Origin of the sequence: Variovorax glucosi, assembly GCF_051216695.1 — a bacterium.
Lineage (GTDB): Bacteria > Pseudomonadota > Gammaproteobacteria > Burkholderiales > Burkholderiaceae_C > Variovorax.
On the sequence record NZ_JBPJZE010000003.1, the window covers coordinates 561637 to 584207 of the forward strand.

The window sequence follows — 22571 nt, forward strand, 5'->3', positions numbered from 1 at the left end:
GCATGAGTTCAGTCAATACCGTTTCCGGCATCGCTGCGATCACAGCCGTCAGAAACCCGGATGCAGCTGCGACGCCGCTGTCTCACCAGCGCCACGAATCGCCTGTCTTCAAGCGGGCGAGCGAAAGCCCTGTGCGCGCGACGAGCGTGGACCGATCCGACGAATCGGCTACTTTTCAGGAAAGGGTGCAGACGCTTTTCGATGCGAAGGTGCCGCCGGGCGGCCAGTTCAGCCGCAATTTCGAGTTCGACGTTTCCGGCGTTCGCGGAAAAATCACCGAGGCGGGCGACGGCATGCTTTACGTCGACTTTCCGCAGCGGGGTATCGGCATGTTGATCATGGGCGGTATGTGCTCGCCCACCGGAAATGCAAGTGCCAGGGATGTCGCCGCCATGCAGAAAGCCGTGCTGCTCGGACTCAGTACTTGATCGTCACGCCGGCTTTGACGCCCTTGTTGTCCTTGCCGTCCGATTGCACGCCGGCCGAATAGGACACGCTGCCGCCGGTGGCGCCGCCCACGGAGTAAATCGGTCGCGCGCCGGCGGTGTCGACGCCGCCGTAGGTCGAGCTGCCGTCCTTGCGCTCGACGCCGACCGTCGCGCCTTTGGTTTCGGTTGCCACGTCGTTTGAGATCACGTTCGGGCTCACGTACAGGCTGCCTTGGTCATCGCTCTTGAACGGAATCTTGGGTGTCTGCGCGAGCGCGGCGACGCTGGCGACGCAGGCAGCGCACATGCCAAGAACAGCGGTCGCTGAGCGAAAACAGGAGACGGATTTGAGCAGGGCGCGTTTCATCATTCGGACAGCCTACCGACAATCGCACCGAGTTGTCGAATGGCGGCATCGATCTCTGCGTCGTAAGGCCAGCCGCAATTGAGTCGCAGGAAGTGGTCGCAGCGTGACGAATTCGAGAAGAGCAGCCCGGGTGCGACCAGGATGCCTTCGCGCAACGCAGCTTCGAAAACAGCACCGGAACCGCATTGCCGCGGCATTTCGACCCAGAGTTGAAGCCCGCCGCCGGGCAGATTGAGCCGCGTGCCCGCCGGGAAGTAACGTGCGATCGCCTCCGCCGTGCGCTCGCGCTGGCCGCTCAGCGCCGCGCGCAACCGCTTCAGGTGGCGGTCGTAGGCGCCGGTCGCCATGAACTCGCCGGCGCCGATCTGCGAAAGCACCTCGTTGTTGCGGGTCTGCGTGTACTTGAGCATCTCGATGCGCGCCTGCCAGCGCCCGGCCGCGATCCAGCCGAGGCGCATGCCCGGCGCCAGGATCTTGTGCATCGATGCGCAGTGCATCACGTTGCCGGTACGGTCCCATGACTTGATCGCGCAAGCCGAGGCTTTCGAGCACCTGGAGCAGCCCGTAGAAAGTCGGCGATTCGACGGCGACGGCGTCTCCGGGCTGGGCGACAGCCCGCAGCGCGAGATTGAGCGCCTCGATGCAGCCGTTGGTGACCAGCACATCTTCCGGCGCCAGCGTCATGCCGGCAGCGACCGCGCGCCTGGCCAGCGTGGCACGGAAATGCGGATCGCCCTGCAGCGGCGGTACGCCGGTCAGCAGTTCGGGATGCAGGCGCAATGCGCGCGTCATGGCGGCACGCAATGCGTCGGCTGGATAGAACTGCGGCGCCGCGCGCGCGATCGACAGGTTGAGCTTGACGTCGGCTGCGCGCCGGCGCGCCACGAAGTCGGACACGCGCGCATGCACGCCGACGTACTGCGCCGGATCGGGCGCGAGGCCGGTCTGGGGCTCTTCCGTCGGCTTCATGCGCAGGCGTTGCGGCCGACGCACGAAGTAGCCCGAGCGTGCGCGTGCTTCGGCCCAGCCATCGGATTCCAGCGTGCGACAGACCTGCAGCGCGGTCGACAGGCTGACGTCGTGCAGCCGCATCAGGTTGCGCAGGGACGGCATCCGATCGCCGGGCTGCAATGTGCCGGCCTCGATCGCGCCGCGATAGTGGCCTGCGAGACGGCGGTAGAGCGGGGAGGGCGTGTCGACAGACATGGTCATGCACCGATGATCCTGCGCCGATAGCGGGCGGAACAGATGCAGATTCGGCTCGAAAGCACCATAACAGACGATTCGAATTGCGCTCTGTTGTGCCGTTCAAAGCCGTCCGCTGTGCCTGTTGCGGCATGCCTGCGCTGCCGATGATCGATGCATTGAAAGGACGCGCCATGACCCATTCCACTCCCGCCCTGCGCACCAGCCTGAAGTGCGGACAGGCACTTCGTCTGCACCTCGATTGCCGGACCACGCTGGTCGTCGAAAAGGGTGCGATCACGCTGAGTGCGCCGCCGCTGTGGCTGGGCGAGCGAATGCTGGCCGGGCAGACCCGGGTGCTTGAGGGCCAGGCGTTCAGGCCGTCGCTGGACGGCTGGACAGAGATCGTCGCCGCAGGCGAGGTGCCCGTCGAACTGGTGCGTTATCGCGAAGCCGGCGTGACGCTCGCGACGCGCTGCCGCTGGATGGCCGCCGCACTGTCTCAGCGCATGCGCGTGTTTCGCGGCGTCTCTTAGATCGCCTGTTCCTGCTCCCACGGCGGCAGCAGACCCTTCAGTTCGGACACAACGCGCGGCGCGTCCGGATGGTCTTTGGTCAGGGTTTCACCGTCGAGGGTGATCCTGCCGTCGTTCTCGACAAGGACGGTGATGTCGTAGTCCGTCCATGCGCCCCTCTCGCTGCCGAGGTGGATGGGGTTGTGGACGCCGCGCTGGTCGATGAGCCGCCGCCGGTGAACGGCGCAGGCACCGCAGAGTGCCTTGGCGAGCGCCTTGAACGGCGTGGGTGCGACGGGCTGCGCATGATGGATGCGCGGCGGGCCATCTACGGCAGATCTCAGTCGACGTATTTGTCGTTGCCCTGCGCCCCCGCAACCCAGGGCATTCTCTTCGGGTTGGCTGCCAACAAGCTGCTCCGGTCGAGGGTGTCGGTGGATATCTTGTACAGCAAGGTGTCCAGCGCCTTCAGCACCTGCGCATGTTTGGGGTGATCCTTGGTCACTGTTTCGCCGTCCAAGATGATCCGCCCGTCCTTCTTCACTTGGCAGAGGTTGCCGAAGTTCTGCATGTTGAGTATTCCGTCCCTGTTCGGCTGCTGGGCGTCCTTGGCGGCGCTTCGAAGGTCGGAGAGTCCTGGCTTGATACGCAGGTTACGCACCACCAGCTCGCTGTTTTTCGGGTTGCTGTAGACAAAGCTGCCCCAGTTGATTCCCAGATAAGCCGGATTCTTGATTCCGCGTTCGGCGAGCAAGGCTCTATGTTTGTCGCCAGCGCCGCAGAGTTTGGTGGCGAGGTCCTTGAAAGGCGTCGACTCGCCGGCGGTTGTGGCTGCGACATGCTCGGCCCTCGTCACTTGGCCGCTCGAGAGGACTTCGGCGGCAGTCAGCGGCTTGAGAAACGACGTCGCCTGCCGCGTCGGCGCCTTGGCGTCATGGATGCTCCGTGTGGTGGGCGGGTTGGATGGACCGGCTTTCGTGCTGATGATCGACATGGGGTGCTTCTCGGCTTTGGTGTTGGCGAGACCGAATGTCATGCCATCTGCCTGTCGACCACCTAGGAACCATCCGAATGTTCCTCGCGCCGCGGCCGTCGGACCGTCTCAGCGCATGCGTGCGTTGCGCGGCGTCTCGTAGCCGCTGGCGATCCACGCTTCCGCGCTGGCGGCATCGAGCTTGAAGTTTGGCGCCACGCGTACCTCGCCGAGCGGATCGCCCTGGGCGTCCTTCGCACTGAGGATGGCGTAGGGGTTCTCTTCGTCGGGCACGATGCGCAGCGCGACGCGGACGGTCTCGGAGCCGTATCCGACGAAGACCTGCTTGTTGAGCTGCGCGTGCAGTTGCTGCTCATGTCGGCGCAGCACCTCGGACGCGGTCTTCACCAGCGTATGAAAGGCCGGCGCATCGAGCGGCTTGGGATTTTTCTTGTCGCGGCCCATGGTCCAGGGGCCGATCAGTGCCGGCTCCGGATCGCCGAGGCGAGTCATGGAAACGGCCCAGCCGTCGTCGTCTTCGTTCTTCTGGACCTGGGCGGTCCAGAGTTCGTCGCGCCAGCGGGTGGGTTCCTGAATGGGTTCGTAGTCGTCGGTCATAGCCTCCGACGGTACTACGCCCGCCGAGCCCTTTGGGATCAGGCGCGTTTGAGAATCATCGTCGACATCATGTCGAGCAGCGACCGCACCATGAACGCCCGCTGCGCTGCGTCGCTCAGTCGACGTACTCGGGGAAATGGATCGAAGCCGGATGCCACGGCGGCGGCAGTGTGTTGCCGCCGATGATGCTGCCGCGCGGCAGGTCGTCCGAGGCGATTTTCTGTAGCAGGGCATCGAGCGCTGCGAGGATGTTTTGCGCTTCCGGGTGGTTCATGGTGAGGGTTTCACCGTTGAAGATGATCCGGCCGTCCTTCTTCACGATGCAGGTGGTGCCATAGTCGCCCAGACCCAGAATACCGTGGCCGAGATGCAGGTTGCAGATGCCGAGCTCTCCGTTCGCCTTGTTGAAGTAGGTCCAGCCGCCCTTGTCGCTACCGAGGTAGGTCGGGTTGCCGACGCCACGCTCCACGAGCCTGGCATGGTGGTCGGCGCCGGCGGCGCAGAGGGCTCTCGCCAGCGGCTTGAACGGCGTTGGCTCGACGGATCGCGCGCGACCGGTGCGCGCAGGGCCCTCGGTGCCGCTGATCGGCTTTTCCCGGGCGAATGGAGCAACCTGCGCATTCGCTTTGCCGTCCGTGATTTCGCGGACGACGGGTTGGCTGCTCTTGGCAGCCGGTCGGATCGATGGAATCGACATGGCAGGTTTCAGTCGACGTACTTGGAGTGGCCTTGCGAGCCCGGGAGCCATGGCAGGTCTCTCGCGCTGTGGACAAAACCGAAACGATTCAGTTTGTCGTTGGAGACCTTGTTCAGTACGGCGTCGAGCGCTTCTAGGACGCGCACATGGTCTGGGTGAGCCGTGGTCAGGGTTTCACCGTTGAAGATGATCCGCCCGTCCTTCTTGACCTGGCACATGTTGTCGAAGTTCTGGAGGTTGAGTGACTTGTCCTTCTGCACCAGCGCGTCTTTGCCGCCTGTCGAACGATCGAGAAGCCCTGTCTTGACTCGCAGATGGCGCACAACCACTTCGCTGTTCGCCGGATTGCTGTGAACGGTGCTGCCCCAATAGCTACCCAGGTAGCTTGGATTCTTGACGCCGTTCTTGTCGAGCTGGAGCCGGAGCTTGTCGCCGGCACCGCACAGCTCGGTGGCCAACGCGCTGAAAGGTGGCTTTTTGGCAGCCGTCGTGACTTCTGCACGGTTGGTATTCATCGCAGTTTCGGCCTTGATGACGTCGGCGACGGTTGCCTTCCGGGAGAACGGTTCCGCTTGTTTTTGTGGACTTGCGTCGTTCAGCCTCACATCCCTCGATGGGATGGAAGCGAGCGCCTTCGCGTTGATGATGGACATGTGGTGTTCCTCGGCATTGGGGTTGGAAAGAGCATCGAATGTCGTGCCGCGTGCCCGTCGATTGCCTAGGAGCCATCTGAATGTTCCTGGCGCCGGTTGGCGCCTGCTTCCAGCGTCGAAAAATCGACGGCCCCGCCGCGTCGGGCGCCTGGGAACGGGAAATGGAAAACGGATGCACAGCGTGCGGATTGCGCGCGCTGGCATCCAGAACGGGTCAGCGTTTGTTGAGCAGTGCCAAGGCGATCTTGTCGTACGAGGCGGACACCATGTTCATTTGCTGCCTCGCGGTCATGGGTGCACCGGAATCCAGGAAGGCGTAATCGATCTTTCCGTTCTTGAAGCGTAGGACGCCGGAAGGTTCTTGTGGATTTGCAGAAGCCTTGCCTCGCAGGACCAGGCTTTGACCTTCGCCGGTGCTGAGCGAAGCGGGCTTTCCGAAAGTCGAAAAATTGAGCGGATGGCCTGGCTGAACTCGCTGTCTGTAAAAACTCTCCAGGAACTTCAGTTCCCGGGTCGCCTTCGCGCGCTCGCCCTGGTTGGGGGCGGCGTTGAACAATCGGTTGAGGGCACCGCCATGCATGCGCGGCTGGATGCGTCGCTCGTCCTTGTGCTGCTGATCGACTGGCGCCGACTTCTCGCTTTCGAACGAACGAGTGAACCCGCCGGTGGCGATTTTGCCGGGCAGACTTGTATATGTTGCAGGCGATGCAGTGGCGGTGCCTGTTCGAAGGGAAGCGGTGGAAGTGACGGTCATGCGGATTGTCCTTGGTGAGGGTTGAGGAAGAATTTCGCAACTCTCAGGCCGCGACAGGCGTAACGGTCAGGGATGACAGGCGTTGCGGCGACGATCGGTCGCTGCCGAGGAAGGTCGGATTGTTCCTAGGCGCCGGAGAGTGGCGACGCCTAATGTCTGGGCCCGCAAGCCCGCTCTGATTAGGAGTTGTCTGAAACGCCAGGCTGGTTGGAGCCGGCTCGTTCAGGCGTTCAGAAAATCGACAGTCCGGTGTGCGCGACGAAACTTTCGAGCGCCTTCATCCCGAGCAGCGAGTTGCCCGTTGCGTCGAGCGCCGGCGACCAGACGCACAGCGTGAGCCGGTCCGGCACCACCGCGACGATGCCGCCGCCGACGCCGCTCTTGCACGGCAGGCCGATCAGGAAAGCCACGTCGCCGGCCGCGTCGTAGGTGCCGCAGGTCAGCATCAGCGCGTTGATGCGGCGGGTCTGGCGGTCGGTGACGATGCGCTGTCGGCCGTCGAACGGATGGGCGCCGTCGCGGCAGAGGAAGTTCGCGGCGCGGGCGAGCTGGATGCAGCTCATGCGGATCGCGCACTGGTGGAAGTACAGGTCCAGCACGGCGGCGACCTCGTTGTCGATCTTGCCGAAGCTCTTCATGAAATTGACCAGCGCGACGTTGCGGAAACCGGTCGCGGCCTCGGATGCCGCGATTTCTTCGTCGAACCCGATCGGCTCGCCGGCCAGATCCGACATCAGCCTCAGGATGTCGCTGCAGGCGCCGTCCGAACCGGCCCGGCTCACCAGCCGGTCGGCGACCGCGATGGCGCCGGCATTGATGAACGGATTGCGCGGCTTTCCCTGCTCGTTCTCCAGCTGCACCAGCGAATTGAACGGATTTCCCGACGGCTCGCGGCCAATGCGCTCCCACAGGTCTTCGCCCATGTGCTGCATCGCCATGGTCAGCGTGAAGAGCTTCGACACGCTCTGGATCGAGAACGGCGTCGCCGCGTCGCCGGCGCAGAACTCCTGCCCGTCGCAGGTGCGCAGCGCGATGCCGAACCGGCCGGCCGGAACGCGCGCGAGCGCCGGTATGTAGCTGGCGACCTTGCCGGCGCAGTCGTCACCGAGAAACGGCCGGATCTCCGCTGTGATCTCGTCGAGGACGGACTGGAGGTTCAGTTGCTTCATGTCAGTGCCAGATTGCGTTCTGCATATAAAGAGCACCTAGCGCCGCCACCAGCGCAGCGGGCATCACGACCGCGCCGACGCGCAGGAACTGCCATGCCGTCACGTTCTCGCCCTCGCGCCGGATCGCGACAAGCCAGAGCAGCGTGGCGAGCGAGCCGGTCAGCGACAGGTTCGGTCCCAGGTCGATGCCGATGGCCACCGCGCTGCGTATCAGCGGCGATGCGTCGGCGCTCGTCATCACCGAGCCGGCCATCAATCCGGCCGGCAGGTTGTTCATCAGGTTGCACAGCACCGCGACCAGCGCGCCGCTGCCGAGCGCGGTGCCGGTGGGCGATGTCGCAGCCGCGTCGCGCAGCGCCTCGGCGATCAGCTGGATCAATCCGGAATGCGCCAGCCCTTCGACCAGCACGAAGAGGCCGGCGACCAGCGCGAACACGCTCCATGAAATCCCGCGCAACACATGCACCGGCGATTCGCGCTTCTTCAGCATCACGACGACCGATGCCAGCGTGCTGGCGGCCAGCGTCGCCGCGCCGAGCGGGCCGTGCATGGCAGAGGTCGCGACCAGTACCAGCGCCACCAGCGCGATGCCGGCGCCGGCCAGCTTGCCGGAGGCGGACAGCGTAGGTTGCGGAATGTCGCGTTCTATCGGTGCAGAGAGCGCGTCGCGCTGCAGCCAGCGCAGCGCTGTATACGTGACGACGATCGACGCGACCGACGCCAGCGCGAACTGCGCGATCCAGCGGCCGAGCGGCGGCAGGTGCTCACCGAAGATCACCAGATTGGCCGGGTTGGAGATCGGCAGCACGAAGCTCGCCGCATTCGCGATGAAGGCGCAGGCCAGCAGGTACGGAAGCGGCTTCGCGCCGGCCTTCCTGGCGGCGGCGTAGACGGCCGGCGTCAGCACCACGGCGGTGGCGTCGTTCGACATGAACACCGTTACAACCACGCCGATGCCGTAGATGCCCATGAACAGACGCGTCGGCGAACCGCGTGCGTAATGCACGGCGCGCGCGGCCAGGAATTCGAACAGTCCTTCGCGTCGCGCGAGTTCCGACACCAGCATCATCCCGGCCAGGAAGAGATAGACCTCCAGCCCCTTGCCGACCGCGTCGACCGCGCTGCGCCACGGCAGCAACTGCGCGGCGACCAGCACCAGCGCGCCGGCCACCGCCCAGACCGCCTCCGGCCATTTGCCCGGTCGGACGATGACGCCCGCCGTCGCGAGCGCCGCCACGGCCCAGGTGGCGATGTGGGCATAGGAAGCAGGCGACATCAGGCGATCTTCTTTCGGTTGACCAGCAGCAGTCCGACGCCGACGCCGACCATGGCGAGCACCAGTTGCAAGGTCAGCGGTTCGTCGAGCAACACCACGCCGAACGCCATCGCGAAGAGTGGCGTCAGGAAGGTGAATGAAGAAATACGGGTGGCCGGGTAATGCCGCAGCAGCCACATCCAGGCCAGGTAGCTGGCGAAAGCGCCGATGGCGGTCTGAAGCGCGATCGATCCCCAGGCGAGAGCGGAATAACTGAATCCGCGTGTCTCGCCGAGCAGCACCGACATCATCGGCACCACGACCGCGGTGACGGCGAGTTGATAGAACAAGGTTTTCTCGGCGCTGGCCGTCGCCAGCCTGCCGCTGCGGATCGCCAGCGTCGTCAGGCCCCACAGCACGCCGCCGGCCAGCCCCAGCGCATCGCCATGCAATTGCCGTGCATCGACCGCGTGACTGAAGCTTTCGCCGAACGCCACCACCACGCCGAAGAAAGCCAGCCCGAGGCCCAGCCATTGCAATCCGCCGAGCCGCTCCGACGGCACGATGCGCGGCAGCAGCAGCGCGACGACGAACGGCGCGGTGTACAGGAAGACGGTGAGGCGTGAGGCGGCGGTGTATTGCAGGCCGACATAGATGCAGACGAACTCGCCGGCGAACAGCGCGCCGACCAGCAGACCGGAAGCGAGCGTGCCGTCGCGTTCGAACAGCCTCACGCCCCTGACCTGGCACCACAGCAGCAGCAGCGCGACGGCACCGGTCATCCGCAGCGTCGCCTGCCACATCGGCGGGACTTCGAGAACCGTGGATTTGATGAGGATCTGCTGCAGCCCCCAGAAAGCGCAGCAGGCGACAAGAATGCCGGTGGCGCGGGGGTCGAGATGGTTTTTTCGGTCGGTCAAAACGGATTTCCGGGGGCAGGCGAGCGGGGTCAGATGGTAGCGGCGCGGCCGTGCCTTGCACTGCGCTTAGGGAAGGCCAGAAGGCGGAAATCGCAGCGATCGGATACCGTGCCTCTCTCTTTTGGGGAACTCGATGGCATTCAGATCCGTTCATACCGCGCTGGCCTCTTTCGGCTTGGCATTCGCAGTCGCTTCCGCCATTGCGGTCGCGCCGGGCACGGCGTCGGCGCAGGCATCCTCGACATACCCGACCAAGCCGGTGCGCATCATCACGCCGTTCCCGGTGGGCGGCGGGCCGGACGGCGTCGCTCGTCTGGTCGCCGACAAGCTTTCCCGCGCCTGGGGCCAGCCGGTGGTCGTCGACAACCGGCCCGGCGGCAACGGCTTCATCGCCATCGAGGCTTTCAAGCGCGGCGCGAAGGACGGCACCGACCTGATCGTGCTCGACAACGTGCATCTGTCCGCCTACCCGTCGCTGTTCAAGAAGCTGCCCTACGACCCGGCCAAGGATTTCGACACGCTGCTGCCGTTCTTCAAGACTTACTTCTATTTCACCGTCGCGAGCGACAGCAAGTACAAGACGGTCGGCGACCTCATCGCCGATGCCAAGGCCCATCCCGGCAAGCTGAACTACGGCTCCTGGTCGGTCGGCAATCCGGTGCATCTGGGCTCCGAGCTGTTCGAATCGGTCACCGGCACGCAGATGGAGCATGTGATCTACAAGGAAACCACGCAGCTCTACACGTCTGTGGCGACCGGCGAACTGGCTTTCGCGCTCGGCAGCGCCGCCACTGCCGGCCCGCTTCAGCGCGCGGGCAAGCTGCGCTTTCTCGCATCGGCGTCGCCGACCCGCACCGCCGCGTTCCCGGATGTGCCGACGGTCGCGGAATCGGGCGGGCCGAAGGGTTTCGAGGTCATCGGATGGAATGCGCTGGCCGTGCCCAAGGGACTGCCCGCACCGGTCGCGGACAGGATCCGGCGCGACATCGAGACCGCACTGGCCGAACCGGACGTGATCGAGAAGTTCAAGAGCTTCGGCTACGAATCCTTCCCGACCACGCGCGCCCAGTTCGACACCTTCGTGCAGAGCGAGTCGAAGCGCTTCGCCGAGGTGATCAAGGCGGCCAACGTGTCGCTGGACTGAGTCGGCAGGAATGCGAACGCAAGTCGCCATCATCGGAGCGGGCCCGGCCGGATTGCTGCTCGGCCAGCTGCTGCATACCGCCGGCATCGACAACGTGATCGTCGAGCGCCAGAACGGCGACTACGTGCTCGGCCGCATCCGTGCGGGCGTGCTGGAGCAGACCACGCTCGACCTGCTCGATGCGGCGGGTGTCGGCCAGCGCGCGCATGCCGAAGGTCTGCCGCACGACGGCATCGAGCTGCTGTTCGAAGGCCGCCGGCACCGCATCGATCTGCATGAACTGTCGGGCGGCAAGCGCGTCATGGTCTACGGGCAGACCGAGGTCACACGCGACCTGATGGAGGCTCGCGAGGCTGCGGGGCTGACGACGCTTTACGACGCCGGCGAAGTCAGCCTGCACGACATCGACGGAGCCGCGCCCGAAGTGCATTTCAGCCGGAACGGGAAGCGCGAAGTGCTGCAGTGCGACTTCATCGCCGGCTGCGACGGTTATCACGGCATCAGCCGCCAGTCGGTCCCGGGATCCGCCCTGCAGACCTTCGAGCGCGTCTACCCGTTCGGATGGCTCGGCGTGCTGACGGACACGCCGCCCGTGTGCGACGAACTCATCTACGCCAACACCCCGCGCGGTTTTGCGTTATGCAGCATGCGCAGCAAGACGCGCAGCCGTTACTACCTGCAGGTGCCGAGCGAGGCCAGGATCGGCGACTGGAGCGACGACGCGTTCTGGAGCGAGTTGCGGCTGCGCCTGGATCCGGAGGCGCGCGAGCGTCTGGTGACGGGTCCGTCGATCGAGAAAAGCATCGCGCCGCTGCGCAGTTTCGTGGCCGAGCCGATGCGCTTCGGCAGGCTTTTCCTGGCCGGCGATGCGGCGCACATCGTTCCGCCGACGGGCGCCAAGGGGCTCAATCTCGCGGCGTCGGATGTCGGCTTTCTGTTCGATGCCTTCACCGATCACTACCGGGAATCCAGCAGCGCCGGCATCGACCATTATTCGCAGCGCTGCCTGAAGCGAGTCTGGCGGGCCGAGCGGTTTTCCTGGTGGTTCACCTCGCTGATGCACCGGTTCCCGGAGACGGGCGCTTTCGGGCAGAAGATCCAGGAAGCCGAGCTGGGCTATCTGGTGGCGTCGCGGGCCGCGTCGACGTCGCTGGCCGAGAACTACGTCGGGCTGCCCCTGGACGGATGCATCCACTCTGTTCAGTAAGTCGCAGAAGCGTCAGCGCCCGAGTTCCTTCATCAACTCGAGCACCAGTCGCTCCGCCGGCATTGCGCGGGCAAGCGGAGCGCCCTGGCCGGCCCAATGCGCAGCGAACTCGTGCACGCCCTTCTTGGCTGCTGCTGCATGGAGCTGCTTGGCCGCGTCGTAGGCGAGCGGGTAGTCGGCAGGCCGCACGGCGGGCAGGGCGTCGCCGTGTGCGATCAGGCGATTGACGATGCCGCGCGCCGGGCGTCCCGACACGGCTGACGTGAGACGCGTATTGCCCGCCCGGGCGCTGCTCAGGTTTTCGCGGTAGGCGTCGTTGGCTGCCGACTCGGGGCACAGCACGAAGGCGGTGCCCAGCTGTGCGGCCGTCGCCCCCAGCGCCAGCGCGGCCCGGATGCCCTGGCCGTCCATGATGCCGCCCGCTGCGATGACGGGGACCCGCAGCTTGCCGACCAGAAACCGCACGAGCACCGACGTACTTAGGCGCTCGTCCGTCGCGTCCGGCTCGAACATGCCGGGGTGGCCGCCGGCTTCGATGCCTTGCGCGACGACGGCGTCCACGCCAGCCGCTTCGATCTGGCAGGCCTCGTCGAGGTTGGTGGCGGTGGCAATGGTGTGGATGCCAGCGCTTCGCATCGCGCCGATCTGCGACGCATCCGGCAACCCGAAGTGAAAGCTCACGACCGCCGGTCGCTCTTCCAGCAGCATTTCGAACGCCGGTCGGTCGGCGATGTAGCTGGTGTAGATCTCGTGCAGAACCGCCGGCGGCTCGGCATCGAACTGCGCAAAGAGCGGTGCCAGATGCTGCAGCCAGGCCGTTTCGCGTGCCACATCGCGGTGCGCCGGCGCGTGACAGAAGACGTTGACGTTGAACGGTCCGTCTGTAAGCAAGCGCGTTTCGCGAATCGCCTGCCGGGCCTGATCGACGGAACCGGCCCCGATGGCGATCGAACCGAGCGCTCCCGCATTCGTCACGGCGGCGGCAAGCCGAGGCGTGGACACGCCTGCCATCGGCGCCTGGATGATCGGGCAGGCGCGAAGCCGCGACGAAACCGAAAAAGTCGTCGACGCCATGAAAACTCCTTCGCGCGTTTCCGCGCGCCGACTAGAGCGGGTGTTCCGTGTAGAACCGTCCGCCGTGAAACAGTAGCGGCGATGCGCCCGCCACATGGGCGCAACGCTCCACTTCGCCGACGAAGATCACATGGTCGCCCTCGTCGTAGCGGCTGCGGTTGAAGCATTCGAAAGTCGCCGCCGCGCCAGCCAGCACCGGAGCGCCGCCGATGCCTTCGGTGAATTCGACGCCGGTCCAGCGCTCGTCGCGCGCACCGGCGAATTGTTCGGCGAGATGCTTCTGGCTCGCCGAAAGGATGTTGATGGCGTAGTGCGATCCGGCATCCAGCGCCGGCATCGAGCCCGAACGCCGCGCGAGACTCCACAGCACCAGCGGCGGCGCGAGCGACACCGAGTTGAAGGAGTTGGCCGTCAATCCGACTAGCGAACCGTCGGCGGCGCGTGCGGTGACGATCGTCACGCCGGTGGCGAACATGCCGAGGGCCTGACGGAATTCGTCGGCCGAGAAGGAGGGCGGTTGCGCCTGTGCGGGAGCGGTCACTGAGGTAAGGGTTGAAGAGAGATGTGCGGAATAGCAAGAATCGAAATGCATTCTGGCCGATTGCGCTTCGATGCCGCGTCGGCGGAGCGCTTCATCCGAAAAACCAGTAGCTCACCACGATGGCCGCCACCACACCCGCGAATTCGGCAGCCAGCGCGCAACCGACCGCATGCCGTGCACGCTGGATGCCGACAGCGCCGAAGTACACGGCCAGCACATAGAAAGTGGTCTCGGTGCTGCCCTGGATCACGGCGGCAGCCAATGCCGGAAAGCTGTCGACGCCCTGGCTCTTCATCGTCTCGATCAGCATCGCGCGCGCCGCGCTGCCCGAGAACGGCTTGACCAGCGCTGTCGGCAATGCATCGACGAAACGCGTGTCCCAACCCGTCAGCCCCACCATCCAGCGCACGCCGCGCAAGACGATGTCCAGCGCGCCGGAAGCCCGCAGCACACCGACCGCGCACAGCATGGCGACCAGATAAGGCAGCAGGTTCTTCGCGACGTCGAAACCCTCTTTCGCGCCTTCGATGAATTGCTCGTAGACCTTCACGCCGCGCAGCGCGCCGAGCAGCAGGAAGGCGATCACGATGCCGAACAGCGACAGATTGCCCATCAGCGAAGACAGCGCCGCCAGCGCCGCAGCCGACAGCGTACCGAGCAGAGCCATGAATCCGCCCAGCACCAGCGCGCCGGGCACGAGATAGGCGAGCACGACCGGATCCCAGAGCTTCAGCCGCTGCACGAGCGCCACCGAGAACAGCCCGACCAGCGTCGACACGCTGGTCGCCAGCAGGATCGGCAGGAACACCATCGTCGGATCGGGCGCGCCCTGCTGCGCGCGGTACATGAAGATCGTCACCGGCAGCAATGTGAGCGACGAGGCGTTCAGCACCAGGAACAGGATCTGTGCATTGCTGGCAGCGGTCGGATGCGGGTTGAGCGTCTGCAGCTCGCGCATCGCCTTCAGGCCGATCGGCGTGGCTGCGTTGTCGAGCCCGAGCGCATTGGCAGCGAAATTCATGGTGATGAGGCCGAGCGCCGGATGTCCGGCCGGCACTTCGGGCATCAGCCGCCGGAACAGCGGACCGAGCAGCCGCGCCAGCCAGGCCACCAGTCCGGCCGCCTCCGCGATGCGCAGCAGCCCGAGCCACAGCGTGAGCGTGCCGAACAGCAGCACCATTACCTCGACCGCGAGCCGCGCCATCGCGAACAGGCTTTCGACCATCGCGGCGAACACCGTCGGATCGCCGCCGATCAGCCAGCGCCCGAGTGCCGCCAGCGCAGCGACCATGAAAAAACCGAGCCAGAGACCGTTGAGCATGGGATGTTTCCGTCAGCGGATGTCGATCAGCCAGTCGGGCCGGAACTCGTCCTGCTCGCCCTTGGCCGCATAGCCGAGCGGATTGGCGATCACGCGACAGCCGTCCTTGACGTAATCGAAGGCGCAGTGCAGATGGCCGTGTAGCCAGAAGTCGGCCATCGGCAGCAGATCGTCGAGCGAATTGCAGAAGCCGGCGGTGCCGGGCCGCAGTCCGTAGCGCGGATCGGCGCTGGCGAGCGTCGGCGCGAAATGCGTGACGACGACGGTCGTGCCGTCGAACGCTGTCGCCAGTGCGTTGCGCAGCCAGCATTCGCAAAGCTGAGCCTGTTCTCGGATCTGCGCGGCCATGAAGGGATGGCCGTTGCGGGTGGCTGCGGCCTTCGCAAGATAGAAATCGGCGGCACGCATCGCCTTGCCGCGTTTCTTCAGCCGCTCGGCCAGATCGTCCTCGGGCGCGACCAGCGCGTCGAAATCGGCCCAGAGCGTGGTGCCGACGAAACGCACGCCGTCGACGACTGCCGTCTCGCGTTCGAGCCAGGTGATGTCGAGCTCGGCGCAGAGTTGGCGCAGGCGGTCGTGGCTGCGGTCGAAATCGTCGCTGTCGTATTCGTGATTGCCCGGAACGTAGAGAACCGGTGTCGGCCAGCCTTCGCGTGGCGAAAAGCGCGCCAGGCCGAAATCGGGCGTTTCGAGCCGGGAGCCGTGCTGGTAGGAGCCGACATCGCCGGCCAGCACCAGCAGGTCGGCGCCGGGAGCGGGTGCGATCTGCAGGCGCGGATGTGACTCCAGGTGGAGATCGGAGAGCAGCTGAACCTTCATTGCCGCAAGTCTAGGGGGCGCCAGGACAGTGTCCGGGACCGCATACGGATGCGGTTATGCGTTACATGCATGGGAAGGGGGTGGAAATTACTAGGGATAACCCTTAATCTATAGCTCTTCATCACAGCAGCGCAGCCCAGGGCTCGCACTTCCATGTCTTCCCGTTTGATGGCCCAAGTGGCCCGGTTCTTCAGTTTCTCCACTCTTCCTGCCGACGACGTGCCAGCCAGTCCGGCTGCCACGCTGATGGAAAACGCCGACTTCAGCGCCGGCCTCGATGCTCGCTATGCGCAGGAGTTGCGCGTAGCGGCGAGCGCCTGGCTGAGCGTCGTTCGCTGATTCAGGAAAAGTCTTCGGATGTTTCCTAGGCGTAGAAAGCGGCTGCGCTGCAAATACTTAACGTTTCCTTTTCAGGACAGGTTCTTATGTCGCATTCAGTTTCATTCACCGACGCCGCGTCGCCCTCACGCTTCACCAAAAATCTGGATCGGGCGTCGTCTGACCGGCCGCCGGCTGTCCGGCCCGCTTTCAGCCGCACGTTACCCGTTGCTTCGGGAGACGTTGCCGGCATCAAGGACAAGGGGATTCCGATACGTGAGCACGAGCTACGGGCCCTTTCCTTTGATCACCTGAACACCACCGGTCGCGCCAAGCTGGACGCATGGGCTACTAGAGTTCCGGGCGTCAGTTTGATGAATGCGCCCAATGTGTCCGAGTTGCCCGGCGGACCATTCCCGGACACGATGATTGCAATTCGGATGCCAGACGGTAGCGTCAGCATCCGGCCATCGTATCTTGGCGCTTTTGGCGTCGCCCCGAGCATGGTCGTCCAGCGTTCCCATGCAAACTCAGCGGACGTTGAATTTGAGCTGAACGGCAAGTTGCTGACCAAACATTCGCCGGTGGAAGACATTCGCCTGGCGATCAACCTTGTCGAACTGCTCTGAAGCTGGGCCGCCCCTTGCCGGCGGCCTATCAGCCTAACGTCGGGCCCGGCGCCGGATCGCCAAGCACCGATTGCGCAAAAGCCGCCGCTGCCGCGCGTATCAGCGCGCTCCGCAGCCACTCGTGCGCATGCCCATGCTGCGCGCGCCGGTGCCACACGGCATCGACGTGCACCAGCGGCTGATCGAAGGGCAGGTCACGCAGCACGAGCTGATCGTCGATGCCGGTCACGCGCACGAAATGGCGCGGCAGCACCGTCAACAGGTCCGAATTGGCAACGACGCGTCCGGCCGTGAAGAACTGGTTCACCGTCACCACGATGCGTCGCTCGCGGCCCATACCGCCGAGGGTCTGGTCGATGAACCCATAAGGCCGGCCCGAAAAGCTAACCAGCAGATGCCGGGCGGCGCAGTAGTCGTCGAGGGTGAGCGGCTTGTCCGCCAGCGGATGGTCGCGCCGCATCACGCATACATACTGACCGACGTAGAGGCGCTGCGTCTCGAACGGTACCGCCACGCCGGACTGTCCGCGCGCCGTCAGGCTGGCCAGCACAGCCGGGAAATAGCCGATCGCCATGTCGGCTTCCTCGTTTTCCAGCAACTGCCGCGGATCACGCGTAGTCAGCGGCACGACACGCACTGAAATGGCGGGTGCTTCGGCCTGCGCGATCTGAACCATGCCAGGAATCAGTTCGGCAGCGGTGGCGTCCGCCATGGCCAGCACGAATGTGGTGTCGGCGATTGCGGCATCGAACTCATTGGGCGCCAGCGTGTGCTGAAGCTGCTGCAGCGCATCGCGCACCGCCGGCCAGAGCGCGAGCGCGCGCGGGGTGGGCTCGACGCCCGCGCCCGAGCGCCGGACCAGATCGTCCCCCAGCACCTCGCGCAACCGCCGTAACGCATTGCTGACGGCGGGCTGCGTCAACGCCAGGTTGCGCGCGGCGCGCGTGAGATTGCGCTCGGCCATTACCTCGTCGAAGACGCGCAGCAGGTTGAGATCCAGCGTGCGAAAGTTGACGTTGATCATTGTGGTGAATGATAAACATCAGAAAGATAAATTGGATAAACACTAGGGTAACCCCTAATATCACTGCATCGGTTCACGCCACACCGCATTTATCCCTTGGAGGGGAACATCATGACCAGCTTTGTACACGTCGAACAACCCACCGACCATCCCGGCGTCGCCCGCGCAGAAGCGGTCGTCGATCATTTCCGCGCCGCCGGCAACCGCTTCGACGGTGCCAAGGGACTTGCAGCATTGATGCTGGCTGCGGTTGTCGCGGCACTGTTGATCGTCGCCGACAAGCTGGTGTCCAACCTCAACGAAGGTGGCCTGCTCGCCGCCTGGCTGGTGATGTGGGCCGTGGCCTTCGTCGCGCTGGCGTTCTTCGCTGAAACCGCCCGCACCGTGGCCAACAACACCGTCGAGATGTTCCGCGGCTACGGCGAGCGCCGTGCCCTGGCCCGCGCCGACGAACAGTTCCTGGCCTACGCCAAGTACGACGCACGCATCATGAACGAGCTGACCGCTGCTGCCACCCGCCACGAAGCGACCGACTTCGTCGCTCCTGTGACGGCTCGCCTGCAGGCCGAGGCACTTGCTGCCAAGCGCACCGCTGCCGTTCAGATGCCGACGCTGTACGAAGCCATGCGCCGCGTGAACATGGGCAAGTACTACTGATCTGCCGCTGCACCGGTCTGACCGGTCAGTCATAAAAAAGCCCCGCGATGCGGGGCTTTTTTTGTTGGCGAAGAGTTCGGAGGATCAGGCCTCGAGACGTTCCTCGATCGCCGCCTTGGTCGCCGGCAACTCCTTCGGCAGGTGATGCGCCAGCTGTTCGAACAGTTCGGCATGCAGCTTCAGCTCAGCCAGCCACGACGCCTTGTCGGTGCTGGTCACGGTTTCGAACTGCGCGGGACTGAAGTCGAGGCCGGTCCAGGTCAGGTCGTCGTAGCCCGGGCTGATGCCGGTCACGTGCTCGGTACCTTTGCCGCTGCCTTCGATGCGATCGATCATCCACTTCAGAACGCGCATGTTCTCGCCGTAGCCTGGCCAGACGAACTTGCCGTCGGCACCCTTGCGGAACCAGTTGGTCGTGTAGATCTTCGGCAGCGTGGCGCCGGAGGATTCGAGCTTCTTGCCGAGGTCGATCCAGTGCTGGAAGTAGTCGCTCATGTTGTAGCCCATGAACGGCAGCATCGCGAACGGATCGCGGCGCACCACGCCGGCCTGGCCGGTGGCGGCGGCGGTCGTTTCCGAGCCCATCGTCGCGGCCATGTAGACGCCTTCGGTCCAGTTGCGCGCTTCGGTGACCAGCGGCACGGTCGTCGAGCGGCGGCCACCGAAGATGAAGGCGTCGATCTTCACGCCCTTCGGGTCGTCCCAGGCTTCGTCGAGTGCCGGATTGTTGGTTGCGGCGACGGTGAAGCGCGCGTTCGGATGTGCGGCCGGCTTCAGCTTGCCGTCCACGCCGGTTTCCTTGGCGATCGCAGGCGTCCAGTCCTTGCCCTGCCAGTCGATCAGGTGCGCCGGCAATGCCTTGCCTTCGACGTCCTGTTCCATGCCTTCCCACCATACGTCGCCGTCGTCGGTCAGCGCGACATTGGTGAAGATCACGCCGTCGTTCAGGCTGCGCATGCAGTTCGGATTGGTCGTGTAGTTGGTGCCGGGCGCGACGCCGAAATAGCCGGCTTCCGGGTTGATGGCGCGCAGCGAACCGTCGGCCTGCGGCTTGATCCAAGCGATGTCGTCGCCGATGGTGGTGACCTTCCAGCCTTCGAATCCGGCGGGCGGCACGAGCATCGAGAAGTTGGTCTTGCCGCAGGCGCTCGGGAAAGCCGCTGCGACGTGGTATTTCTTGCCTGCGGGATTGGTCACGCCGAGGATCAGCATGTGCTCGGCAAGCCATCCCGGGCTACCGGAGGACCCCTGCGAGGCCGCACGGCCCATGGTCGAGGCGATGCGCAACGCGAAGCACTTCTTGCCGAGCAACGCGTTGCCGCCGTAACCCGATCCGTAGCTCCAGATTTCGCGAGTTTCGGGATAGTGAACGATGTACTTCGTCTTGTTGCAAGGCCAGGCGACATCTTTCTCGCCGGCAGCCAGCGGAGCGCCGACCGTGTGCACGCAGGGCACGAATTCGCCATCGGTGCCGAGCACGTCGTAAACGGCCTTGCCCATGCGCGTCATGATCTTCATGTTGACCGCGACATACGCGCTGTCCGACAGTTCGATGCCGATGTGGGCGATCGGCGAACCGAGCGGGCCCATCGAGAACGGCACGACGTACATGGTGCGTCCGGCCATGCAGCCGTCGAACAATGGGTTCAGCGTAGTGCGCATTTCGGCGGGCGCCATCCAGTTGTTGGTCGGGCCGGCGTCGTCTTTGTTGGCCGAGCAGATGTACGTGCGGTCCTCCACCCGCGCGACGTCGACCGGGTCGGAGTTGGCAAGGAACGAATTCGGCCGCTTGGCCGGATTGAGCTTCTTGAAAGTGCCGGCGTCGACGAGTTGCTGGCAAAGATGGTCGTATTCCTCTTCGCTGCCGTCACACCAATGAATAGCGGCTGGTTTGCAGAGGGCGGCCATGTCGGCGATCCAGGCAATCAGCCTGGCACTCTTGACGTAGCTGGGTGCCTGAACGGGCAAGCCGTTCATCGTGGGTGCGTTCATCGGGGATGTCTCCAGAGTTGAAAAATCTTCTTTTCTAGCGACGCTCCGCCCGTATCAGGGGAAGCGGCTGGAGAAAAAGTTTTCCAATCGGAGAGACGGCGCTCCTTGGGCGGGCGGCCGGTGCGGGGCGTTCCTGCGAGGCGCGAGGATCAGGCCAGGAAAACTGCAATGGATGCGAGCATGAGCATCAGCACGCCACCCACGAGCGGTAGCACGATCGGCATCAGGTGCACGACCGAGTCGAGCGCGTCTTTTTCGACGACGGCATCATGGCCGGGTTCGACGGGAGTAGGCGTGGACATCGAAAACTTCCTTTGATTCGCGGGAATCGTCGCATTTTACGTGCGGACGCCGAAATCGCCGGATTCCAGGAGTTCGGGTGCGGCCTTGCAGTCCGCTTGGGGACAGCAAGGCGCTGGCTTGTCAGGCCTCTGGCGCGAGCTTTGAAGTAGTCAGCGCAGGCGCGGGTTCGTTCTGCGTCACGAGATCGTCGCCCGGAACGGTGCTCGGCTCGACACCGGCTTTCGGGTCGCCGGCGTTGTGCTGGTTCACCCGGTAGGCAACGAAAAGCTCGTTCCTGGAGTTCCGACCCACTAGATGAGCGGGCATCTGGTTTTCCCCGAAAAGTTCGACGCGCGTCTCACCAAGTTTTCCCGGTGCACCCGCCACATGCGGGCTTGCAATCGAGACGTGGGAAGAAGAGCGTGTATACGGCCGTTTGCCGGGCGAATCGTCCACACTTTTCTCGTCTTTCGTCTTTGCTAGAGACGAATTCACTGGACGGGCCGATAGAGAATTGTTAACAGCAGACATGATGGTTTTCCTTCGAGCGACATGAATAACTAGCTATTCACAGTTCATTCTGAATGTGCAAAAAGCACACACAATCTCGGAAAAATCTGATTCGAATTTCCCGTGACGAACTCCGCACGGATCGCCTTCGATCAAGCCGTCATCGATGTCAGTGCTGCTCTTCGGCTTCGAAGCCAGAGGCGCGCAACGCAGCCAGTACCGTTGCCAGATGGGCCCGCCCACGGGTTTGCAGGACCAGTTCGATCTCGACGTTCTGCGCAGCCAGCATCGTGAATGCACGCTGGTGATGGACCTCGTCGATGTTGGCGCCCGCTTCCGCGACAGTGGCTGTGATTCTTGCAAGCATGCCGGGAATATCGCGTGCACTGACACGCAATCGAGCCAGCCGGCCGGCCCGAACCATGCCGCGCTCGATGATCGCCGCCAGCAGCAACGGATCGATGTTGCCGCCCGACAGCACCAGCCCGACGCGTTTGCCGCGAAAGCGCTCCGGGTGCCTGATCAACGCAGCCAGACCTGCCGCACCCGCGCCTTCGACCAGTGTTTTCTCGATCTCGAGGAGCATCAGCACGGCTTGTTCGATATCGCCTTCATCGACCAGGACGAGATCGTCGACGTGCTGCTTGACGATCTCGAGGGTGCGAACGCCAGGCGTACCGACCGCAATTCCTTCGGCGATCGTGTTGGTGCCCTGCACATGCGCCGTCCCGTGCGCCGCATTCATCATTGCCGGAAAACGCGTCGTCTGGACACCGATGATCTGGATATCGGGACGCCGCGATCGGGCCGCGATCGCCATCCCTGCGATGAGCCCGCCACCGCCGACCGAGACGACCAGCATGTCCAGGTCCGGCACGACATCGAGCATCTCCAGCGCGACCGTGCCCTGGCCCGCGATGATCGCGTCGTCGTCGTACGGATGGACGAAGGCCAGGTTTTCGCGCTCCGCCAGTTCCATCGCGTGCGCGCGCGCTGCATCGAGCGTGTCGCCGTGAAGCACGACTTCGGCACCGAAACCGCGCGTGCGCTCGATCTTCACGCCGGGCGTGAAGCGCGGCATCACGATCAGCGCGCGCAGGCCGAGTCGCTGGGCGTGATACGCCACGCCCTGAGCATGGTTTCCGGCCGACATCGCGATCACGCCGCGAGTCGGGTCGAGTTCGGTGAGTTCGAACAGCTTGTTGCAGGCGCCGCGCTCCTTGAAGGACGAAGTGAACTGCAGATTCTCGAACTTGAGGAAGACCTGCGCGCCGACGATGTCCGACAGCGTGCGCGACTCGACGAACGGCGTGTCGAGCAACTGACCCTTCAGCCGCACGGCGGCACGTTCGATGTCCTGGATTTCAATCATGGCGCGGATTGTGGCCGGAGCATCCCGGCCTGATTCGGTTGTTCAGCACGGCGAGTCCGGTACTGCGGGAATGTTGCACGTCTTTCCCTTCGCGAAGTCTTCCCCCCGCCAAAAGTCTGCGTTATGGTGCGGCTGGTAGGTCGTGGT

Annotated in this window: 25 protein-coding genes and 1 pseudogene; 7 read left to right on the forward strand and 19 right to left on the reverse strand. The window is 64.5% G+C overall.

Annotation, left to right across the window (positions count from 1 at the left end; all coding sequences use genetic code 11):
- Nucleotides 1–2 precede the first annotated feature (2 nt).
- Nucleotides 3–428: a hypothetical protein gene (locus ACSFA3_RS17335; RefSeq protein ID WP_435506721.1), complete on the forward strand. Its 426-nt coding sequence runs from the start codon at nucleotides 3–5 to the stop codon at nucleotides 426–428.
- On the opposite strand, the gene ACSFA3_RS17340 is transcribed toward ACSFA3_RS17335, so the two are convergent.
- The gene (locus ACSFA3_RS17340) at nucleotides 418–735 is read right to left on the reverse strand and encodes a hypothetical protein (RefSeq protein ID WP_435506722.1); all 318 of its coding nucleotides are present in this window, start codon (nucleotides 733–735) and stop codon (nucleotides 418–420) included. The genes ACSFA3_RS17335 and ACSFA3_RS17340 overlap by 11 nt on opposite strands.
- A 59-nt stretch (nucleotides 736–794) precedes the next feature.
- Nucleotides 795–2007 (reverse strand): annotated as a pseudogene (locus ACSFA3_RS17345) (aminotransferase-like domain-containing protein).
- 167 nt (nucleotides 2008–2174) lie between these two features.
- Here ACSFA3_RS17345 and ACSFA3_RS17350 point away from each other — a divergent pair.
- Nucleotides 2175–2516, forward strand: a complete 342-nt coding sequence (locus ACSFA3_RS17350) for a hypothetical protein (RefSeq protein WP_435506723.1) — start codon at nucleotides 2175–2177, stop codon at nucleotides 2514–2516.
- 319 nt (nucleotides 2517–2835) lie between these two features.
- Here ACSFA3_RS17350 and ACSFA3_RS17355 read toward each other — a convergent pair whose 3' ends face one another.
- The 8 genes from ACSFA3_RS17355 to ACSFA3_RS17390 form a co-directional block, all read right to left on the reverse strand.
- Nucleotides 2836–3531: a hypothetical protein gene (locus ACSFA3_RS17355; RefSeq protein ID WP_435506724.1), complete on the reverse strand. Its 696-nt coding sequence runs from the start codon at nucleotides 3529–3531 to the stop codon at nucleotides 2836–2838.
- A gap of 66 nt (nucleotides 3532–3597) precedes the next feature.
- Nucleotides 3598–4086: a hypothetical protein gene (locus ACSFA3_RS17360; RefSeq protein WP_435506725.1), complete on the reverse strand. Its 489-nt coding sequence runs from the start codon at nucleotides 4084–4086 to the stop codon at nucleotides 3598–3600.
- Nucleotides 4087–4201: 115 nt separating this feature from the next.
- Nucleotides 4202–4783, reverse strand: coding sequence for a hypothetical protein (locus ACSFA3_RS17365; protein WP_435506726.1), 582 nt, complete (start codon nucleotides 4781–4783; stop codon nucleotides 4202–4204).
- Nucleotides 4784–4791: 8 nt separating this feature from the next.
- Nucleotides 4792–5436, reverse strand: a complete 645-nt coding sequence (locus ACSFA3_RS17370; protein ID WP_435506727.1) for a hypothetical protein — start codon at nucleotides 5434–5436, stop codon at nucleotides 4792–4794.
- A gap of 214 nt (nucleotides 5437–5650) precedes the next feature.
- Nucleotides 5651–6190, reverse strand: a complete 540-nt coding sequence (locus ACSFA3_RS17375) for a hypothetical protein (RefSeq protein WP_435506728.1) — start codon at nucleotides 6188–6190, stop codon at nucleotides 5651–5653.
- 230 nt (nucleotides 6191–6420) lie between these two features.
- Entirely contained in the window at nucleotides 6421–7359 is a 939-nt protein-coding gene (locus ACSFA3_RS17380; RefSeq protein WP_435506729.1) for a glutaminase, read from the reverse strand.
- Nucleotide 7360: 1 nt separating this feature from the next.
- Nucleotides 7361–8635, reverse strand: a complete 1275-nt coding sequence (locus ACSFA3_RS17385) for an arsenic transporter (protein WP_435506730.1) — start codon at nucleotides 8633–8635, stop codon at nucleotides 7361–7363.
- Nucleotides 8635–9534, reverse strand: a complete 900-nt coding sequence (locus tag ACSFA3_RS17390) for a DMT family transporter (protein ID WP_435506731.1) — start codon at nucleotides 9532–9534, stop codon at nucleotides 8635–8637. The genes ACSFA3_RS17385 and ACSFA3_RS17390 overlap by 1 nt, the downstream gene beginning before the upstream one ends.
- A gap of 133 nt (nucleotides 9535–9667) precedes the next feature.
- Here ACSFA3_RS17390 and ACSFA3_RS17395 point away from each other — a divergent pair, with 133 nt between their 5' ends.
- Nucleotides 9668–10678, forward strand: a complete 1011-nt coding sequence (locus tag ACSFA3_RS17395) for a Bug family tripartite tricarboxylate transporter substrate binding protein (RefSeq protein WP_435506732.1) — start codon at nucleotides 9668–9670, stop codon at nucleotides 10676–10678.
- Nucleotides 10679–10688: 10 nt separating this feature from the next.
- Nucleotides 10689–11885 carry a 4-hydroxybenzoate 3-monooxygenase gene (pobA, locus tag ACSFA3_RS17400; RefSeq protein ID WP_435506733.1) on the forward strand — a complete coding sequence of 399 codons (1197 nt, stop codon included), beginning with the start codon at nucleotides 10689–10691 and terminating at the stop codon, nucleotides 11883–11885.
- A 12-nt stretch (nucleotides 11886–11897) separates the two neighbouring features.
- On the opposite strand, the gene ACSFA3_RS17405 is transcribed toward pobA, so the two are convergent.
- The 4 genes from ACSFA3_RS17405 to ACSFA3_RS17420 all read right to left on the reverse strand — a co-directional run bounded on the left by ACSFA3_RS17405 (nucleotide 11898) and on the right by ACSFA3_RS17420 (nucleotide 15640).
- Nucleotides 11898–12959: an NAD(P)H-dependent flavin oxidoreductase gene (locus tag ACSFA3_RS17405; protein ID WP_435506734.1), complete on the reverse strand. Its 1062-nt coding sequence runs from the start codon at nucleotides 12957–12959 to the stop codon at nucleotides 11898–11900.
- Between the two features lie 31 nt (nucleotides 12960–12990).
- Nucleotides 12991–13434: a flavin reductase family protein gene (locus ACSFA3_RS17410; protein WP_435506928.1), complete on the reverse strand. Its 444-nt coding sequence runs from the start codon at nucleotides 13432–13434 to the stop codon at nucleotides 12991–12993.
- A gap of 157 nt (nucleotides 13435–13591) precedes the next feature.
- Nucleotides 13592–14821 (reverse strand): nucleoside recognition domain-containing protein, encoded by a 1230-nt coding sequence (locus ACSFA3_RS17415; RefSeq protein WP_435506735.1) that lies wholly within the window; start codon nucleotides 14819–14821, stop codon nucleotides 13592–13594.
- A 12-nt stretch (nucleotides 14822–14833) separates the two neighbouring features.
- Nucleotides 14834–15640, reverse strand: a complete 807-nt coding sequence (locus ACSFA3_RS17420) for a metallophosphoesterase (RefSeq protein WP_435506736.1) — start codon at nucleotides 15638–15640, stop codon at nucleotides 14834–14836.
- 153 nt (nucleotides 15641–15793) lie between these two features.
- Between ACSFA3_RS17420 and ACSFA3_RS17425 the strand changes: the two genes are divergently transcribed.
- Together ACSFA3_RS17425 and ACSFA3_RS17430 are read left to right on the forward strand one after the other, a co-directional pair.
- Entirely contained in the window at nucleotides 15794–15979 is a 186-nt protein-coding gene (locus ACSFA3_RS17425) for a hypothetical protein (RefSeq protein ID WP_435506737.1), read from the forward strand.
- Between the two features lie 86 nt (nucleotides 15980–16065).
- On the forward strand, nucleotides 16066–16587 hold the full coding sequence (locus ACSFA3_RS17430) for a hypothetical protein (RefSeq protein ID WP_435506738.1): 522 nt from the start codon (nucleotides 16066–16068) through the stop codon (nucleotides 16585–16587).
- 28 nt (nucleotides 16588–16615) lie between these two features.
- Here the strand turns inward: ACSFA3_RS17430 and ACSFA3_RS17435 are convergent, their stop codons facing one another.
- Nucleotides 16616–17611 (reverse strand): LysR family transcriptional regulator, encoded by a 996-nt coding sequence (locus ACSFA3_RS17435; RefSeq protein WP_435506739.1) that lies wholly within the window; start codon nucleotides 17609–17611, stop codon nucleotides 16616–16618.
- A 111-nt stretch (nucleotides 17612–17722) separates the two neighbouring features.
- Between ACSFA3_RS17435 and ACSFA3_RS17440 the strand changes: the two genes are divergently transcribed.
- Nucleotides 17723–18268, forward strand: a complete 546-nt coding sequence (locus ACSFA3_RS17440; protein WP_435506740.1) for a hypothetical protein — start codon at nucleotides 17723–17725, stop codon at nucleotides 18266–18268.
- Between the two features lie 84 nt (nucleotides 18269–18352).
- Here the strand turns inward: ACSFA3_RS17440 and ACSFA3_RS17445 are convergent, their stop codons facing one another.
- The 4 genes from ACSFA3_RS17445 to ACSFA3_RS17460 form a co-directional block, all read right to left on the reverse strand.
- A complete protein-coding gene (locus tag ACSFA3_RS17445) occupies nucleotides 18353–20260 on the reverse strand; it encodes a phosphoenolpyruvate carboxykinase (GTP) (protein WP_435506741.1) in 1908 nt (635 codons plus the stop codon).
- Nucleotides 20261–20409: 149 nt separating this feature from the next.
- Nucleotides 20410–20562 (reverse strand): hypothetical protein, encoded by a 153-nt coding sequence (locus ACSFA3_RS17450; protein WP_435506742.1) that lies wholly within the window; start codon nucleotides 20560–20562, stop codon nucleotides 20410–20412.
- A 121-nt stretch (nucleotides 20563–20683) separates the two neighbouring features.
- Complete coding sequence (locus tag ACSFA3_RS17455; RefSeq protein ID WP_435506743.1) at nucleotides 20684–20869, reverse strand: hypothetical protein; 186 nt, start codon at nucleotides 20867–20869, stop codon at nucleotides 20684–20686.
- Nucleotides 20870–21221: 352 nt separating this feature from the next.
- Entirely contained in the window at nucleotides 21222–22424 is a 1203-nt protein-coding gene (locus ACSFA3_RS17460) for a threonine ammonia-lyase (protein WP_435506744.1), read from the reverse strand.
- Between the last annotated feature and the right edge of the window lie 147 nt (nucleotides 22425–22571).

What these genes read in the sequence shown, in the direction of transcription:
- ACSFA3_RS17425 (WP_435506737.1), top strand. Translation starts at nt 15,794, where the DNA reads ATGTCTTCCCGTTTGATGGCCCAAGTGGCCCGGTTCTTCAGTTTCTCC.
- ACSFA3_RS17435 (WP_435506739.1), bottom strand. Translation starts at nt 17,611, where the DNA reads ATGATCAACGTCAACTTTCGCACGCTGGATCTCAACCTGCTGCGCGTC.
- ACSFA3_RS17420 (WP_435506736.1), bottom strand. Translation starts at nt 15,640, where the DNA reads ATGAAGGTTCAGCTGCTCTCCGATCTCCACCTGGAGTCACATCCGCGC.
- ACSFA3_RS17445 (WP_435506741.1), bottom strand. Translation starts at nt 20,260, where the DNA reads ATGAACGCACCCACGATGAACGGCTTGCCCGTTCAGGCACCCAGCTAC.
- ACSFA3_RS17405 (WP_435506734.1), bottom strand. Translation starts at nt 12,959, where the DNA reads ATGGCGTCGACGACTTTTTCGGTTTCGTCGCGGCTTCGCGCCTGCCCG.
- ACSFA3_RS17415 (WP_435506735.1), bottom strand. Translation starts at nt 14,821, where the DNA reads ATGCTCAACGGTCTCTGGCTCGGTTTTTTCATGGTCGCTGCGCTGGCG.
- ACSFA3_RS17335 (WP_435506721.1), top strand. Translation starts at nt 3, where the DNA reads ATGAGTTCAGTCAATACCGTTTCCGGCATCGCTGCGATCACAGCCGTC.
- ACSFA3_RS17355 (WP_435506724.1), bottom strand. Translation starts at nt 3,531, where the DNA reads ATGACATTCGGTCTCGCCAACACCAAAGCCGAGAAGCACCCCATGTCG.
- ACSFA3_RS17365 (WP_435506726.1), bottom strand. Translation starts at nt 4,783, where the DNA reads ATGTCGATTCCATCGATCCGACCGGCTGCCAAGAGCAGCCAACCCGTC.
- ACSFA3_RS17450 (WP_435506742.1), bottom strand. Translation starts at nt 20,562, where the DNA reads ATGTCCACGCCTACTCCCGTCGAACCCGGCCATGATGCCGTCGTCGAA.
- ACSFA3_RS17350 (WP_435506723.1), top strand. Translation starts at nt 2,175, where the DNA reads ATGACCCATTCCACTCCCGCCCTGCGCACCAGCCTGAAGTGCGGACAG.
- ACSFA3_RS17460 (WP_435506744.1), bottom strand. Translation starts at nt 22,424, where the DNA reads ATGATTGAAATCCAGGACATCGAACGTGCCGCCGTGCGGCTGAAGGGT.
- ACSFA3_RS17360 (WP_435506725.1), bottom strand. Translation starts at nt 4,086, where the DNA reads ATGACCGACGACTACGAACCCATTCAGGAACCCACCCGCTGGCGCGAC.
- ACSFA3_RS17340 (WP_435506722.1), bottom strand. Translation starts at nt 735, where the DNA reads ATGTGCGCTGCCTGCGTCGCCAGCGTCGCCGCGCTCGCGCAGACACCC.
- ACSFA3_RS17385 (WP_435506730.1), bottom strand. Translation starts at nt 8,635, where the DNA reads ATGTCGCCTGCTTCCTATGCCCACATCGCCACCTGGGCCGTGGCGGCG.
- ACSFA3_RS17440 (WP_435506740.1), top strand. Translation starts at nt 17,723, where the DNA reads ATGACCAGCTTTGTACACGTCGAACAACCCACCGACCATCCCGGCGTC.
- ACSFA3_RS17370 (WP_435506727.1), bottom strand. Translation starts at nt 5,436, where the DNA reads ATGTCCATCATCAACGCGAAGGCGCTCGCTTCCATCCCATCGAGGGAT.
- ACSFA3_RS17395 (WP_435506732.1), top strand. Translation starts at nt 9,668, where the DNA reads ATGGCATTCAGATCCGTTCATACCGCGCTGGCCTCTTTCGGCTTGGCA.
- ACSFA3_RS17430 (WP_435506738.1), top strand. Translation starts at nt 16,066, where the DNA reads ATGTCGCATTCAGTTTCATTCACCGACGCCGCGTCGCCCTCACGCTTC.
- ACSFA3_RS17455 (WP_435506743.1), bottom strand. Translation starts at nt 20,869, where the DNA reads ATGCCCGCTCATCTAGTGGGTCGGAACTCCAGGAACGAGCTTTTCGTT.
- pobA (WP_435506733.1), top strand. Translation starts at nt 10,689, where the DNA reads ATGCGAACGCAAGTCGCCATCATCGGAGCGGGCCCGGCCGGATTGCTG.
- ACSFA3_RS17380 (WP_435506729.1), bottom strand. Translation starts at nt 7,359, where the DNA reads ATGAAGCAACTGAACCTCCAGTCCGTCCTCGACGAGATCACAGCGGAG.
- ACSFA3_RS17375 (WP_435506728.1), bottom strand. Translation starts at nt 6,190, where the DNA reads ATGACCGTCACTTCCACCGCTTCCCTTCGAACAGGCACCGCCACTGCA.
- ACSFA3_RS17410 (WP_435506928.1), bottom strand. Translation starts at nt 13,434, where the DNA reads ATGTTCGCCACCGGCGTGACGATCGTCACCGCACGCGCCGCCGACGGT.